The sequence below is a fragment of the Solitalea koreensis genome (assembly GCF_900182575.1).
Lineage (GTDB): Bacteria > Bacteroidota > Bacteroidia > Sphingobacteriales > Sphingobacteriaceae > Solitalea > Solitalea koreensis.
Map to the genome: position 1 here is coordinate 52,556 of NZ_FXSZ01000009.1, position 15,699 is coordinate 68,254.

The following is a 15,699-nucleotide window of genomic DNA, read 5'->3' on the forward strand; positions in this document are numbered from 1 at the left end:
AAGATTATTAAAATAAACATTGGAGTACATCCTTAATATTTACGATACAAATCTCCTCAACAAAGATCATGATATTGCAGAGTAAAGGCGACAATCTTAGTGCCGAATACAACAGTATTGATAACCTTACGTAGCGTTGGTTCTTTTGGTTAGACTTAATACCAAAAATCGTAGGTTAAAAAAATTGCGATCTTGATTAATTTAGATTTCACCTTATATATATGATGATATGCTATTACATTAGCTCCTAAACGTCGCTTGGCATAACTGAGTGTTTTATTCATAGTGCAACCTAAATTGTATCTATCGGCAAATTGAGAGGCATACTTAATTTCTTCCTGATAGAGTAAAAATGAGGCTCCGCTTGGATTACAATCCCGATCAAAAGCTCCTAAAAGAGCATAAGCGCAATTAGTATCCCAAACTAAAAATGAAGCACAATGAATAAGACCATTATCATCCACCGCATAAGAAATTTTACCGCAATTATGAGCTAATGCAGCATCGTGTATTCGTTTAAATAAATCAAACGAATAATTGATCTTTTTACCGATCTTTTTCAGGATATACGTATGGTAGCTGTAAAAATCCTCCGCTGAAAGATCATATTTAATCTGTATGTTTTTCTTAGCCTTACGAATACGCCCGCGAGTTTCATTGGAAAAATTAACTAAAACCCTTTGCCAATCAGAGATGCCTTCCAATACGTACACATACCTGGAGGATTGCCTAAAGCCTTGCCAGCAAAAGGGCATCCAACTATGAAATCCAGGTTCAAAACTTACCGAAAATTTAGAGTATCTGGGTAATAACTCTATGAGTTTATTGCAAATATTTATCTCAAAAGATAGTTTACTGACATCACTCATGCCAATCAATCCAGATGCCCAAATTCGGGGCCATTGGAGGCTGAGTAATGGCTGAAAAAAACAATATTTTTTTTTGAAAAATAGGCCATGAGGCAACTATTTTTCCATCTAGTTCGCAGATTAAAACATCCCAATTGTCGCCGCATACAGTATCCAACCACCAATCTTTTGAAAACAGCGGAATGGATGAATTAAGAGCACATAAGTTTTTGTATTTTTCTTTTGAGCCCACAGATTGGAAATTCAGATTCCTTGACTCAATTGTTTTAAATAATTTCCCCATCATGAAATTCATATCCGTGATCCATTGCCCCTATTTAGAAATAAGGTCATTGTCATTGGTTTGTTGACGTAGATAAATTTATCCCAAGCAATTATCTTTCCATTTTACACTCTTTAATTTTTATAAAAATCAAGCTAATTATATAAGAATTAGGGACTTATTGACTTGTTAATGCATTCGAATAATTAACTCAATTGATGATTTGTCACGCCAATCGCCAGATGCCTAATAACAGTTTCGTTGTCAGCTTTTAAAAATTCTGATATGCTATTTTGATATCTTTTTATCTTTCACTTAAAAATTAAATAACAATCACATTGTAATGAAGGATTCAAAGCCTTGTTCCTCGGGATGGTACCCATTATTTACTGCATAAACCAAATCTCTCATAACAAAAATCCGCAATAGAAACATCATTCCTATTGCGGATCAATATTGAAAACCGCCTACTGCAAACTGAAAAGACTACCTCTTCCCTACCACCACTTCAAACAAACCATTGGTAAAATACTGGTTGGCCAGTTCTTGCAAGCGCTGCGGACTTATTGATCGAACGGTATCAAAATAGTTATCGTAATAATCATAGCCTAAACCGTAAGGCAATAAACCTTTGAATTTATCAGCGTAAGAAAAAGCGTTTTCTAGGCTTCCCTGGAAAGTGCCTAATAGATAATTGCGCACCAAGTCGAGTTCTTCGGTTGGAACAGGCTCATTTTTTAAGCGATCAATCTCTTTATAGATTTCAGCGACAGCATTCCCACAAACATCGGCACCCACCTCTGTAGTGATAAAGAAATAACCGCTATTTTTCAGGGATGCCACCCTTGAACCGATGCCATAGGTATAACCCTTGTCTTCACGAATGTTTGACATTAAACGGGAACCGAAATAACCGCCCAGCACCGTATTCAATACCTGCAGGCTATGAAAATCAGGATGCGTTTTATTGAAAAGTGGCTTGCCAATCCGAATGGCTGATTGTATGGCATCCGGACGCTCAACAAAATGCTTTGATTGTGAAGAGGATTGATTAACCACGCCATTAAGTTCTTGATCAACCTCATGCAACCAATCTGAATTACCAAAAATCTCGGCAATTAATTGGCGTTCTTCCTGCGTTACTTTTCCCGCAATAATAATGGTGCAATTCCCGGCGTGGTATTGTTTTTTATGAAAGTTCAATAAACTCTCACGCTTCAAATTATCATAATCAGCTAGCTGTGCTGCATATCCATAACCCGATTTTGAGCTGAAGAGTATTTCATTAAACTTCACCCGTGCAAGAAAATCATTTTTTTGCTGATTCACCTGCAACTTTTGCTTACTGTTTTGTTTGTAGGTACTTAATTCATCTTCAGGAAAAACAGCCTCGGTAATAATCTCTTTAATGATCGGCAAGGTGCTTTTTAAATGCTTATTTAAGCTATACAGCGTAACTGTCGATTGATCAAACCCCGCTTCATGCTGGTAAAAAGCTCCGTAAAAATCGATCTTTTCCGCCAGCTGTACTGCGGTATAATGCGTTGTTCCTTCATTTAACAGATGATTGGTAGAAGAGATGGCCAATGGCTGATCGGCCAGCCAGGATGGATTATCGAATATAAATTCGATACGCACTAAATCTGCATCCGAAGCATCAATGTAGTATAGATCAATTCCGTTTGATAACTTGTCAACCTCAGGCTGAATAAGTTTTATTTTTTCTATATCTCTGAAAGCAGGTTCCTGCTTGCGATTTAAAATATCCATGATTGAAGGTTTAGGATAAAGGATTAAAGTTGTAGTTCATTGATAATAGCTCATGGTTCATGGAAAGTACATTCTGACCATGTACCATCGACGATAAACTAGTTAGCGCCATTAGCCAAATAATACAAGGTCGAACTATTCTCAGGTTTAAAAATTTGGTTAGCCTGCTCCCGAATTTGCTCCGCTGTTACGGCCTGGTAACGATCTCTTTCCAAATTATATTGAGCGGCATCGCCCATGAGTTCAAAAAATGCAAGATTCATTGCTTTATCCAGCAGATTCATTTCTGAAAAGGCTATCGTCGACTCCAATTTGTTTTTCACCTTGGTCAGTTCATCATCCGGAATTAACTCTGTTTTTATCCTGTCCAATTCGGCATCAATGGCTTCGGAAGCTTTTTCAACGGAAACACCTTTGATCAACTTACCTTCAACGATTAACAAACCCGGATCATTTTCACCGGTAACATAAGCATTAACCTCACTGAACAATTGCTTTTCCTTTACCAGCGAGCGATACAAACGAGATGAATCACCGCGTGAAAGCATATCCGATAATAAATCAATGGGGTAAAACGCCGCATCGGCACGACCACAAATATGATAGGCTTTATAAATGGCATCAAGCGGAACATTGGCTTTTATAGTTTGAGTTCTCGCTTCCTGTTGTACAGGCTCCTTAGCCAAATTACGAACATAGTGCTCACCGGCCGGGATGGGACCGAACCATTTTTCAGTTAAACGTTTAGCTTCTTCCAGGGTAACATTGCCTGCAATTACCAGGATTGCATTTGATGGGTTGTAATGCTTTTTAAAAAAAGCTTTTACATCGCCTAAAGTAGCATCTTCTATATGTGAAAGTTCTTTACCAATCGTTGCCCATTTGTAAGGGTGTGTGGTGTATGCAAGCGGACGCAGATTTAACCAAACATCGCCGTAAGGTTGATTTAAATAACGCTGTTTGAACTCTTCAGAAACCACATTGCGCTGCACATCTAAACTTTTTTCAGAAAAAGCCAAACTCAGCATACGGTCAGATTCCAACCAAAAAGCTGTTTCAACATTTATAGCCGGAACTTGTATGTAATAATTGGTGATATCGTTCGTAGTGAAAGCGTTGTTCTCACCTCCTACTCGTTGTAAGGGTTCGTCATACGATGGAATATTGATGGATCCCCCGAACATTAAATGTTCAAATAAATGCGCAAAACCTGTTTTATTGGGATCCTCATCACGGGCACCTACATCATACAAAACATTAAGCACTGCCATTGGGCTTGCATGATCTTCATGTACCAACACCCGCAATCCATTCGTGAGCGTAAACCGATCAAAGTGTATCATTAGAAAAATTTAAGAATCGAGTAAAAGATGTAATTGCCACAAAAATAAGACTATCAACGCATATATTTCAATATACTCAAAAAACTAAAAAACCGGCTTTAGTGTTTTATATTTGCATTTCATTTTTGATTGCATTTAACCCCAAAAAATGAATACCCAACAACTTTTAAACAGGGCTCTGAATTTTGAATTTCTTTCTGCCGAGGAGGGCCTTCACCTTTTTAAGCATGCAACAACTGCCGAACTCATGTATGTGGGTAATGAATTGCGCAAGATCCAGAAACCTGACAATGTAGTTACATGGATCATTGATCGCAATGTAAACACTACCAACGTTTGTATTGCCAATTGCAAGTTTTGTAACTTTTTCCGCCGACCGGGCCATGATGAAAGTTACATCACCGATATTGAAACCTATAAAGTTAAAATTGAAGAAACTTTCCGTTACGGAGGTGAGCAATTGCTACTTCAAGGTGGTCATCACCCTGATTTAGGGCTGAACTATTACGTTGATCTGTTTAAAGAACTAAAAAGACTTTATCCAACGCTTAAATTGCATGCGCTTGGGCCACCGGAAATTGCCCACATCGCTAAACTCGATAAACTATCACATACTGAAGTACTTTCTGCGTTGAAAGAGGCCGGCTTGGATTCATTACCGGGCGCAGGAGCAGAAATCCTGAACGATCGTGTTCGCCGACTGATTTCAAAAGGAAAATGCAGCGGTCGCGAGTGGTTGGATGTAATGCGTGCTGCTCATCAACTGCATCTTACCACATCAGCCACCATGATGTTTGGACATGTGGAAACGCTGGAAGAACGTTTTGAACATTTAGTATGGATACGTGAAGTACAAGCCGAAAAACCTGAGGACGCAAAAGGATTCCTTGCCTTTATCCCTTGGCCTTTTCAAGACGACGGAACCTTGTTAAAACGTATTCGTGGGATTAAAAATGAGGTTACGGGAGATGAATACATCCGTATGATTGCCATGAGCCGTATTATGTTGCCTAACGTTAAAAACATACAGGCTTCCTGGTTAACCGTTGGTAAACACGTTGCTCAATTATGTTTACATGCCGGAGCCAATGATTTTGGATCAATCATGATTGAAGAGAATGTTGTTTCTGCTGCCGGAGCTCCACATCGTTTTACAGCTAAAGGCATTCAGGAGGCAATTGCTGAAGCCGGCTTTGAACCTCGTTTGCGTAATCAACAATATGAGTTCAGAGAGTTGCCGGTAGAAATGGAAGAACAAGTGATTAACTATTAAATAAAAATCAAGACAAAAGATACATGAAAGAGCGGCCTAATATGGTTGCTCTTTTCGTTCAATTATATTTGTTTTGATTCTAATGTTTTAGCATTTTAAAAAATTAAATTTTTTAGTTGATTTCGCTTATTCTAGTATTTTTGCCAGAGTGGATAATATTCAACAACATATAGAAGCCCTTATTTTTGCATCGGAACAAAGCATTACTATACAAGAGCTTTCGGCCTGTGTATCAAATGTATTTGAACAGGAAATAAGTTTAGATGAGGTGGAACAGATTATTGAGGCAATAAGAGCTAAATATGCTAGTGATACTTATTTCTTTGAATTGATAACTAATTCCGGTGGTTTTCAGTTTATGACGAAGAAGGCATTTGCGGGAACATTAAGCGCTCTTATCCAGCATCGAAATAAAAAGAAACTTTCGCCGGCTGCGATGGAAACTTTAGCGATAATTGCCTACCGTCAGCCAATTACAAAAACAGAGGTTGAACAAATACGCGGTGTGAATTGCGATTACAGCGTACAAAAGTTATTAGAACGAGAGCTCATTGAGATACAGGGAAAGAGTGATGCACCTGGCCGTCCACTGCTGTACGTAACCAGCAAGCTGTTCATGGACCACTTTAGTTTAAATTCATTAACCGACCTTCCGCAGTTAAAAGATATTCAATCTATTGAGAATGAAATTGGCGAAAAAAGTTAAAAGAAGCCGCTTTTTCTCTTTACAGAGCTTTAAATGTTTTATTTTTGGACAACAGAATTTTTTTAAAATTAATTATATAACAAGCTATAAGCTTAGTAAATTCAATCTGAAATTCAACTAGTACTTGACTTAATTTGAGAGGTAATGAAAACGCCAAAGAAACCTGTAAAAACCAGCGGCAAAGCAAACGAGGATGCTAAGAAAGGAACATTAAAGCCGCTACCAAAAAACAGTAAGCCCGCAAAGAGTCGTTTCATTGACGATGAGGATGATGATGACGATTTAGGTCTTCCAATGGATGACTTTAATGCATTAGATGGAGATTTTGATGACATGGAAGATGATTTCTAAGAAAGAAAAACTAAAAAACCCAGAACAAAACTACCCTATTATTTAAAGACATAAAATAAAAAACCTCCCGATTGGGAGGTTTTTTATTTTATTAGTAAATCATTTATTGAAAATCAATATCGCAGCCTACTGCTGTTACCTCCGGATAATCCACATCAATACCATCCAAAGCCGCTTCAATCGCATCTTCCAAGTAAACGCGGGTAACCATACTTTCATTTTCCCAACAGTCGTCAATGGCTCCTTTGTAAACCAACTCTCTTTTTGAATTAAACAGATAAGCCTCAGGCACTTTGGCAGCTCCGAAAAGTTTCGCAAATTCCTGATCCTCATCCATTACATAAACATGAGAAAGGTTCAATTCATCATAAAGCTTTTTCATCTCCACCATTGATTCTGACGGCGAGTTCTTAGCTGTAGAATTTACCCGGATAATTCCTAAATTATCTTCTTCATAACGCTTCAATAAAGCTTTAATTCGTGAACGATACGCCGCTGAAACAGGACAACTATTATTGGTAAACATGATCAATAAAGCGTATCTGTCAGCATATTCATACTGATTGTGCATTTCTCCGTTAACTCCCGGCAAGCTAAACGCCGGTAAACGATCCCCTATGTTCATAAAGTATATTAATTGGTATTTAGAGGCAAATGTCCATTTTTTATTGATAGCTGCAATGCATAAATCCATTTTTTATATTTTTGAGGTTCAACATTACATACATGCAGCTAATTGAGGTAACCAATCCAACAACCCGTAAAGAATTTTTAGAAGTTCCAAGAGTAGTTTACAAGAATGACCCTGTTTGGGTTTGTCCGCTTGATAGTGAAATTGAAGACATATTCAATCCTAAAAAAAACAACTTCCACTCTTTTGGTGAAATTACACGTTGGATTTTAAAAGATGACAATGGAAACCTAATTGGCAGGGTGGCTGCTTTCATCAACAAAAAGAAAGCCTATAACTGGCCCCAACCAACAGGAGGCATTGGCTATTTTGAATGCATAAATGATGAAAAAGCTGCTTTTACGCTATTCAACGGCTGCAAAAAATGGCTACAAGAACGTGGAATGAAAGCAATGGATGGCTCCATTAATTTCGGAGAAAACGATAAATTCTGGGGGCTTCTTATACATGGTTTTACACATCCTTCTTATGGAATGAATTATAATCCACCGTATTATCAGGGATTTTTTGAAAAATATGGTTTTGTAAAGCAATACGACCAACGAACCCGCCTTCTGGATTTAACCCAACCATTCACTGATCGCTTTGCAAAAATTGCCGATTGGGTGATGAAAAAACCGGGTTATACTTTTGAGCATTTAGAAATAAGTAAGTTTGATAAATACGCAGCCGACATAGCTGAAATTTACAATAATGCGTGGGAGAACTTCGAAAACTTCACTCCTATTACTCAAACTACCATACGTGAAATGTTTGAGCAGATGAAACCTATTGTTGATGAAAAACTGATTTGGTTTGCCTATATAAATGGTGAACCTGCCTCGTTCATTGTTTGTATTCCGGATGTTAACCAAATTTTCAAACATACAAACGGTAAATTAAACCTTATTGGTAAACTTAAATTTGTATACCATAAATGGCGCAAAAGCATGAACCGTATCCGTATTATGGTAATGGGAACTAAAAAAGCTTACCAAAAACATGGCTTGGAGTCGGTTATGATTAGAAAGCTACAACTTATGGTTATGCCGGATGGTCATTACAAAGAAGCTGAGTTATCATGGGTTGGTGATTTTAACGAAAAAATGGAAGCGATTCATGAGGCTACCGGAGCCAAACATGCCAAAACTCATGCTACTTATCGTTTTATATTTCCGGAGAACATTTAGTTGTTAAATTTCACAAACAGAATTCTCGTTGATTAACAATAACTTAATTTTAACTTTAAAAAAAGATAAAATTAAATTTGGAAACAAACTTAAAGCCCGTATATTTGCAATCCCAAAACAACGACACTATAACGCTGTAAGGGAAAGAAAAAGATTCCGTAGCTCAGCTGGTAGAGCAATACACTTTTAATGTATGGGTCCTGGGTTCGAATCCCAGCGGGATCACAAAAAAAGCCGATAAGCAAAACTTATCGGCTTTTTTATGCCTATTAAAGATACCAATTACAATTTAATCAGCACAAGATGAAAATTCACAATAATTTTTTCATCTACTTTCACCATACCCATTACTCTGGATGGAGCTTTAAGGTTAAAGTCTGAAAAATTGAAACCATGCTGTCCCTGCAAATGAATCAAACCCTTTGCATCTTTTACAATACTGCACCTTAATTCGCACGGAACAGTTACGCCCGCAAGTGTTATAGTGATATCTCCTTTAAATTTCTCCTCCGTAGCTTCATATTTTGGCTCTCGTTCAAATGAGATAAAGTTGATCTCAATATATGGATACTTGTCCGATTGAATAGTTTTAGCAAAATCTTTTGTTATGGCCTTCATATTGCATTCAAACGCCGAAGTCTGCAGCTTTACCAATCCCTTTTTAAAGTAAGCGCCCTTCCCTTGTTCAGCCATTAGCAAAAGGGTATCCGATCCTTTATACTTATCAATCGTGCATTTATACTTGTTAACGTTTGTCTTTCCATTGATAGTAACCGTGCTTGAAGGATGAATAGCCAAACGATGAATTCTCGTTTTGTCCTCTTGTCCAAATCCTAAAAAGGACCACAAACATGCGATAAAGATGAAAAGGAAATTTCTCATCCGGCTAATAAACTAAATAAAAGAAGTAAAAGTATCATCAGAAGGCAATCATCGCTTCCAACATAAAACCGTCAAACTTGCCGCCCTGCAATGAGTTCCCTACAGGATAATCTTTATACTGTTGATTTACATACTCAAGTTTGGCAACGATGTTTTTGGTCATAAACCAGCCCCCGCCTATATTGAATCTATCAACCTTAACCATGTCGTTTTCCACACCCGGCAATTGCCCCTTTACCGTGTTATAACGACCTCCGGCATACAATTGTTCTTTAGCCCCAAACCTGTAAATCAGTTCGCCAGCGAGCTGTGTCCAGGTACGTTCACCTGTAAAGGCTGCATCTGCAACCTTGTCGCGACCTGAGGTAGTTTCAAACACTCCAAAAAACTCGAGTCCTTTGTATTTAACAAAAGGATTGATCATGAATGAGGTCATGTCGGTTTTTAAAGCCGGATTTATTCGTCCACTAAAATCATTTGTCGACGCGCCTAAAATATCCATCACTTTATAATATCTCGACCCTCCACGATCACCGCCATACAAATAAGTATTGCTGGTTGCATTAACTGTATAAAGAGAACCAGTCAGCCTAAGCCTAAGATCGGCACTAATTTGTTTATCATAACCAAGCTTGGCAATGAAAGCCCCCTTCGTAGCTGTATCGGCTACGCTTTGATTCAAACGCCCGTTGGTAATTCCTAGCATCCCCAACCATCCGTTTGATTGATAATACACTTCTCCTCCAATCTCAGTAGTGAATGAATCCATGATGTAGTTTCCTACAAAAGGATTAAATAGGCCATGTGCGTTATCTGTCCGACGAAAATGTGCATCGCCATAGTTATTTTCCATCTGCCCGATCTTGATCGTAACATACTTCATGATATTGGCTGCAAAATCTTTCTTGATAAAATCCAGCTTGTCGATCTGAATATAACCACCCTTTACATAGGTTTCCGTATGGTGCCGCGATGACAGATACGTTCTTAAGTGCATGCGTACGCCATCGTACAATTGAACATCGAGATCCAAGTTAGCATTTGGGAGGTTAAAGTTACTAATAAGGTGTACAAGGTTATTGGCGTCATTCTGATGATCGAGAGCCTGATATTGCAGCCCAAAAGCTCCTCCAATTCGAACCTTTAGTTTATTATCCCACGTTACGGTATCCTGCTTACTAGTCTCAAAAACATTTAAACCAGTCTTGTCGTTGGCTCTGAAGTATTGCAGATCAGGTTGCTGCGCGTAGCTAACACTCCCGATGAGTATAAAAAAAATACTGAGGAAAAAAGTAGATCTTTTTTTCATAACGTTTACATTTAGGTTTTAGGTAGTACAATCAGTTCATAATGAAAAGTGACTTTTTCACCCACTTTAATCGTACCCATTACAGCTTTGGGGGGAGCCATATTAAATTCCTTCATATTGATTGCCTGTGAGCCGCTCAGCTGCACGGATCCATCTGCTAAAACCTTCGATGTCACATTCAATGCTATAGGTTTGCTTACGCCGGCCATGGTTAGTGTTCCATTCGCTTTGACAACAGCTCCACTAACCGTAGCGCTTGTTAACTTAAAAGTGATCGTCGGAAACTTATCGGACTTAAAGGCTTCATAAGTTTTATTATCCATCGTACCGCCTTTTTCGCTTTTGAGGTCCTTCACAGCGATCTTCACTACGACATCACTGATTGCTTTCACACCGGTTCCTTCAGTAGTGATATTACCCGACCAATCTACTTTCTTCACCGTCTCCGTCCAGTCGTGCATAGTGGAGGTACCTGTTACAGACATTTTGTGCGACTTAAGGATGTATGCCTTTTGGCCAAAAGCGACTAATGCATTTAACAACAGGAAGACTAAAGCCAAGGGAGGGATTTTTGAATATTTCATATTGAATGTGTTGTAAGATGCTATTTAAATATAGCGAAAATCAACTGAAAAAAACATCAATGCACTGACATACAATGCATTACATTCACCAAAAGCAACTAATTAAAGGCTTGTGATATCTTGCTTAGAAAAGAAAGCTCTTCTTTAAATGCGCGAACCGAGCGATTCCGGCAGGGATAGGCTGTTCTTGTTTACATTTACCATGCTTTCCAGGCATACTCATCAACGGTTTTTGACCTACACCGCCACTAATAAACGCCACAGGGAATGTAACATCTGTAGGCAAAACAAAGTTTCCGGTGGGAGCAGTCAGAGCTCTACCCTATCGTTCAAGTGCTGACAAGCAAGGCGAATGCCTAAAAAACATCAGTCAAAGTCTGACAACACTCGGAGCTTTGACTGATCAACAACAAATTTAATAACCTAAGAACTTTGACCCTACAACTTTTCTGAAGTCACCTCTTTCAGTTCATCATTTACGCGTACGATAACTTTTTGGGGTGTTAGAGAACGAATTTTATAGGAAGTCACCTTTCCATTTTTCCAGCTACAATCAACCGTAAATCCACCGCGTGCTTTCAGGCCACAAATTGAACCATTAGCCTTCCAGGCTTGAGGAAGAGCCGGCAACAGGTGAATTTCTCCTGTATGACTTTGTAAAAGCATTTCAGCTATAGCACCGGTAATTCCAAAATTCCCGTCTAACTGTACAGGAGCATAGGTAAAGAGGTTTGCCGATGTTGTATTGTAGGTTAGCAATCCTCTAATCATCATACCGGCCTTCTCACCTTCTCCCATGCGAGCCCACATGGCACAACGCCAGGCCCAGGTCCATGAATGACGGCTATCGCTACCTGTTGATGCCACGGTAAAAGGTGTATTTATATTTTTGCCATAATTGCCGCTCCGGGCACGCAATGAAATAATGGCTGCTTGGGCAAGTTCAGGTGTATTGGCAACGCTAATCTGACGGCCTGGAAATACCGCGAATAAATGCGAAGTATGCCTATGCTGATCATCAGGATCGTCTCTATCAGACTGCCATTCTTGCAACTGGCCCCATTTTCCAATCTTATTAGGAGCCAAGTGTTGCTTCATACTGGCTACTTTTATCTGGTATTCTGTATCAATACCTAGCACTTTTGCCGCCTCCAGGTAATTTTGAAACAAGTCCCAAACCAATTGCTGATCATGCATTACACCATCTTCTCTTGGACCATGTTCAGGCGACCATCCTTTAGGCACCACCAAGGTTCCATCAGGGAGTTGTTTTAAACGATCTTCCCAATATTGACAAGTTTCTTTTAAAATGGGGTAAGCTGTTTTTTCAAGGTAAGATTTATCCATTGTAAAGGCCCAGTGCTCAAAAACATGCTGGGCATACCATGCGCTGGCAGGAATATTCCATTCCCAGCCGTTGCCGCCAAATATACTTTGACTGGTACGGGCTGTCCAACCTCGGGTATTTTCGCCAAAAGCTTTACGGGTGGCGATGCGGCAAGGCTCCGCTGAAGCAGCAATAAAATCCATCAGCGGAATATGGCATTCGGATAAATTGGTTGATTCGGCCGGCCAGTAATTCATCTGTACATTGATATTATTATGATAATCACTGGCCCAAGGCGGGGTATTGCTATTATTCCAAAGGCCCTGAAGATTGGCAGGCAAACCTCCGGGACGCGAAGAACCTACAAGCAAATAACGACCGTACTGAAACATCATTTCCTCAAGATCAGGATCAGCACCTCCTGCTGCATATTTCTTTAAACGTATATCGGTTGGCAAGGCCAAAATACTATCGGCCGTTTTTCCGATGTTTATGACAGCTGCTGCCGTAAGATGAGTGATATCATTGATGTGACGCTTAACTAATTCTTCATAACTCCATTTCTGCGCCGAAGCTTGTTCTTTTTGAATGAGGGGCATCGGATCAGCACCACGCCAATTTGAAAAATAATCAGGTTTATAATTGGTGCGGGCATCCAGGTAAATCACCAACGAGTTGCACTTTTCAAAGACAAGCTTGTCGCCTTCCACGCGAACAGTACCTCCATCATGTTCCAAATGAAGATTAGCGGCATATTTTAACTTATTGGGCATTTCACCTGCAAAATTCAACTCAGCATTTTGGGCAACGCTAATTGCGCCCTGTGCTGATGACAAAGAAATCTTCCCTGAAAAAGCACCTTTTTTATTAGACATATACCTAAAAACCAGTACTTCATCAGGATGGCTGGCAAAAGCCTTTCTCTGAATTTTTACTCCGTTAGATGCAAAGCTAGTGGTATGAATGCCTGAAATTAGATCTAATGAACGTTTGTAAGATCTCGTTTGGTTAAGATTATCAAAATCAATGACCAGCTCTCCAAAATTCCGGTATGATCCAAAACCATGATCACCGGTATTATAAGCACCGTCCCAATTATTATCGCCTGACCAAAGACTTTGTTCATTAAACTGAATATGCTCTGTGTTGATATCACCAAATAGCATGGCACCCAACCTTCCGTTTCCGATCGGCAATGCCTCAGTATCCCACTTTTGGGCTGGCTGTGTATACCACATTTTCACTCCATTATCTGCATGAGTATTCATTGCAACCATTAAGAACGCAACGAAGAAAGCTTTTTTAATGTAATTCATTCTATAAAAACGTTTTAGGTTTTAGCCCGATCCTTGGTTAAGACCTTATTTTATATTTACGGTTAAGTCTGTTTTCAAATCATCATTTGTCATTTTTGAGGCATTGATGCATGTAACTCCAGAAGCATCTGTACTGTTCTTATCAATTACCACATGCTTACATGCAGTTAGATTAACAAAGGACTTATTGTTGCTTTTTCCCAGGAACTGAGTGTAGGTTATTTTATTACCTTCAAATAAAAGATGGTCAACGCTACGCGCATTTAAAATTGCATCTTTATACATTTTAAAAGTATTGTCAACAATCCGTATATTCCTGTGTACCATGTTGCCTACGATTAACTCGTGATTTTCGGGTGCAATCTGAATGGCGCCTCCAGAATTGTGGCCGCAATCTTCAAATACATTATTACGAATGGTCACATCCTGAACACTGCCAGACTCAAACCAGCTGGAAGCATCGTCGGCAATCAAAATAGGATACATTCCCGTATGATAAAAGATATTGTTTTCGATTACTACTTTTCGGCGGGTGGTAATGAGCAAACCACGGGTATTAGTGCGCTCAAAACGGCTGTTGCGAACAAGTACTTCCGGAGTCCAAGTAAGGTTCTCCATACACAAACCTTCTTTAACGAAAGCTGGCAAGCTGCCCAATACTTCAATTTCCATCTCTTTTTTGTTGATGAGCTTGGCGTTTTTTAATTTTGCTTTACCCAATGGCATCAATGTTTGAGGATTTATAAATGCAATGCTGTCGCCTTTAAAAAATGCTTCGAAGCCATAGGATTGAGGGTGCATAAAACGCACTTTTAGCTTTTTTGCTGAATCAATTGCTGTTATCTGCAAATGGGTACCATGCACATTTACGGGATCATCATGCGAGCCAGAGGTAAAACAACTGTCTATTTTCACCAAACCCTTGCAACCCGAAAAATGGAAACAATCAGCAAACGAGGCGATGATTCGGCCGCTATCCTTCCTTGGGGCCACTTCTACTTTCTTAAAAGAAATGTTTTCAGAGAACTGAGAAACAATTCCCAGTCCGTGCATATAATGCATTTTAACATGTTCAAGGCTGATGTTTTTACTAAGCAAAATAAAACCGCCGCAGTTATCGCGGTAGGGATCACGGATAGTCAACACATCTCCTACATGAAAATTAGTTTTTGCAAACTTACCTTCGAACTTTACCTGATTAAAACCGGTTTCAAGGGCTTTAGCGGCAAGGAATGGTGAAAAGGTACTGTAGCGCATAATTTCCTTTCCCGGCTCAAAAAGGATGGTATGAAAAGAATGGGTATTCCAGCCTTCGCCATAAAAACTAATTTCCCCATTATCAATCGTGTATTTTGAATCAGGGTGAATCGCTGTTTCTATGGCCGTATCGCAAACTGATTTAATGGTCAACTCCGACATGGTTGGTCGCTCATAATCAAAGCAGATGTCTTTAATCTTAACATTTACACTATTGAGGAGTGCAAACGACACCATTTTACCATGCAGCACCACCAAAGTATTATTGCCGTCAAGGGTTAGGTTTTGACAATTTTCAAACGGAAATGCTATGCTTTTAACCTTCGATAAAGTATCATTTTCAGTGCAATTTGATACGTACAGCTCGCGTTTCACTGCCTTTTCGGGCCAAATGTCAATACGGCCGCCGGGAAGCATTAAAACTGAACTTCTGCTTTTCTTACAAGCTTCAATAGCCTTACGAATACCGGGAGCAGCATCTTTATAACTGTTTGATTTTACACCAAAATCAGAAGCTTTGATTATTTTTTGACCAAAAGCCACATAATTGAAAACTATTAAAAAGAAAAATATAAGGCGGCTTCTCATCC

The 15,699-nt window shown here is 39.2% G+C and carries 14 protein-coding genes and 1 tRNA gene; 5 read left to right on the forward strand and 10 right to left on the reverse strand.

Going from position 1 to position 15,699, the window contains the following annotated elements; translation table 11 throughout:
* Positions 1-155: 155 nt before the first annotated feature.
* From FN756_RS12510 to FN756_RS12525, 4 genes are all read right to left on the reverse strand, one after another.
* Positions 156-755, reverse strand: a complete 600-nt coding sequence (locus FN756_RS12510) for a hypothetical protein (RefSeq protein ID WP_142604450.1) — start codon at positions 753-755, stop codon at positions 156-158.
* A 106-nt stretch (positions 756-861) separates the two neighbouring features.
* The gene (locus tag FN756_RS12515) at positions 862-1,155 is read right to left on the reverse strand and encodes a hypothetical protein (protein ID WP_142604451.1); all 294 of its coding nucleotides are present in this window, start codon (positions 1,153-1,155) and stop codon (positions 862-864) included.
* A gap of 462 nt (positions 1,156-1,617) precedes the next feature.
* On the reverse strand, positions 1,618-2,901 hold the full coding sequence (locus FN756_RS12520) for a M16 family metallopeptidase (RefSeq protein ID WP_142604452.1): 1,284 nt from the start codon (positions 2,899-2,901) through the stop codon (positions 1,618-1,620).
* 98 nt (positions 2,902-2,999) lie between these two features.
* Positions 3,000-4,244 carry a M16 family metallopeptidase gene (locus FN756_RS12525; RefSeq protein ID WP_142604453.1) on the reverse strand — a complete coding sequence of 415 codons (1,245 nt, stop codon included), beginning with the start codon at positions 4,242-4,244 and terminating at the stop codon, positions 3,000-3,002.
* A 148-nt stretch (positions 4,245-4,392) separates the two neighbouring features.
* Here FN756_RS12525 and mqnC point away from each other — a divergent pair, with 148 nt between their 5' ends.
* The 3 genes from mqnC to FN756_RS12540 all read left to right on the forward strand — a co-directional run bounded on the left by mqnC (position 4,393) and on the right by FN756_RS12540 (position 6,574).
* The gene (gene mqnC / locus FN756_RS12530) at positions 4,393-5,517 is read left to right on the forward strand and encodes a cyclic dehypoxanthinyl futalosine synthase (RefSeq protein ID WP_142604454.1); all 1,125 of its coding nucleotides are present in this window, start codon (positions 4,393-4,395) and stop codon (positions 5,515-5,517) included.
* Positions 5,518-5,665: 148 nt separating this feature from the next.
* Positions 5,666-6,223: an SMC-Scp complex subunit ScpB gene (scpB, locus tag FN756_RS12535; RefSeq protein ID WP_142604455.1), complete on the forward strand. Its 558-nt coding sequence runs from the start codon at positions 5,666-5,668 to the stop codon at positions 6,221-6,223.
* A gap of 144 nt (positions 6,224-6,367) precedes the next feature.
* On the forward strand, positions 6,368-6,574 hold the full coding sequence (locus FN756_RS12540) for a hypothetical protein (RefSeq protein WP_142604456.1): 207 nt from the start codon (positions 6,368-6,370) through the stop codon (positions 6,572-6,574).
* Between the two features lie 103 nt (positions 6,575-6,677).
* On the opposite strand, the gene FN756_RS12545 is transcribed toward FN756_RS12540, so the two are convergent.
* A complete protein-coding gene (locus tag FN756_RS12545) occupies positions 6,678-7,268 on the reverse strand; it encodes a thioredoxin family protein (RefSeq protein WP_142604457.1) in 591 nt (196 codons plus the stop codon).
* Between the two features lie 32 nt (positions 7,269-7,300).
* Here FN756_RS12545 and FN756_RS12550 point away from each other — a divergent pair, with 32 nt between their 5' ends.
* Positions 7,301-8,434 (forward strand): GNAT family N-acetyltransferase, encoded by a 1,134-nt coding sequence (locus FN756_RS12550; protein WP_142604458.1) that lies wholly within the window; start codon positions 7,301-7,303, stop codon positions 8,432-8,434.
* Between the two features lie 152 nt (positions 8,435-8,586).
* Positions 8,587-8,659, forward strand: a tRNA-Lys gene (locus FN756_RS12555).
* Positions 8,660-8,716: 57 nt separating this feature from the next.
* On the opposite strand, the gene FN756_RS12560 is transcribed toward FN756_RS12555, so the two are convergent.
* From FN756_RS12560 to FN756_RS12580, 5 genes are all read right to left on the reverse strand, one after another.
* Entirely contained in the window at positions 8,717-9,316 is a 600-nt protein-coding gene (locus tag FN756_RS12560) for a YceI family protein (RefSeq protein ID WP_142604459.1), read from the reverse strand.
* 37 nt (positions 9,317-9,353) lie between these two features.
* Entirely contained in the window at positions 9,354-10,625 is a 1,272-nt protein-coding gene (locus tag FN756_RS12565; RefSeq protein ID WP_142604460.1) for a hypothetical protein, read from the reverse strand.
* Between the two features lie 11 nt (positions 10,626-10,636).
* Positions 10,637-11,209: a YceI family protein gene (locus FN756_RS12570; RefSeq protein WP_142604461.1), complete on the reverse strand. Its 573-nt coding sequence runs from the start codon at positions 11,207-11,209 to the stop codon at positions 10,637-10,639.
* Positions 11,210-11,647: 438 nt separating this feature from the next.
* The gene (locus FN756_RS12575) at positions 11,648-13,852 is read right to left on the reverse strand and encodes a glycoside hydrolase family 95 protein (RefSeq protein ID WP_142604462.1); all 2,205 of its coding nucleotides are present in this window, start codon (positions 13,850-13,852) and stop codon (positions 11,648-11,650) included.
* Positions 13,853-13,897: 45 nt separating this feature from the next.
* Complete coding sequence (locus tag FN756_RS12580; RefSeq protein WP_185955276.1) at positions 13,898-15,697, reverse strand: right-handed parallel beta-helix repeat-containing protein; 1,800 nt, start codon at positions 15,695-15,697, stop codon at positions 13,898-13,900.
* Positions 15,698-15,699: the final 2 nt, after the last annotated feature.